Consider the following 200-nt stretch of genomic DNA (forward strand, 5'->3'; position numbering starts at 1 on the left):
CAGATTAATATGGTTTTAATTTAGAGTATCCAGTGTCCCGTTCGTCTAGAGGCCTAGGACACCGCCCTTTCACGGCGGTAACAGGGGTTCGACTCCCCTACGGGATACCATCTTTAAACGTTCTTTTAGGTAATACCTTTAAGAGTTTTTAAAAATGGTTACACGCATTAGCGTGAAATCGCTCTTTAACAATTTGGAAA

General features: G+C 41.5%; 1 tRNA gene. It reads left to right on the forward strand.

The features are described from left to right. Nucleotides 1-34: 34 nt before the first annotated feature. Nucleotides 35-110, forward strand: a tRNA-Glu gene (locus A6E06_RS19605). Nucleotides 111-200 lie beyond the last annotated feature (90 nt).

Source organism: Aliivibrio sp. 1S175, from assembly GCF_001690985.1.
GTDB lineage: Bacteria > Pseudomonadota > Gammaproteobacteria > Enterobacterales > Vibrionaceae > Aliivibrio.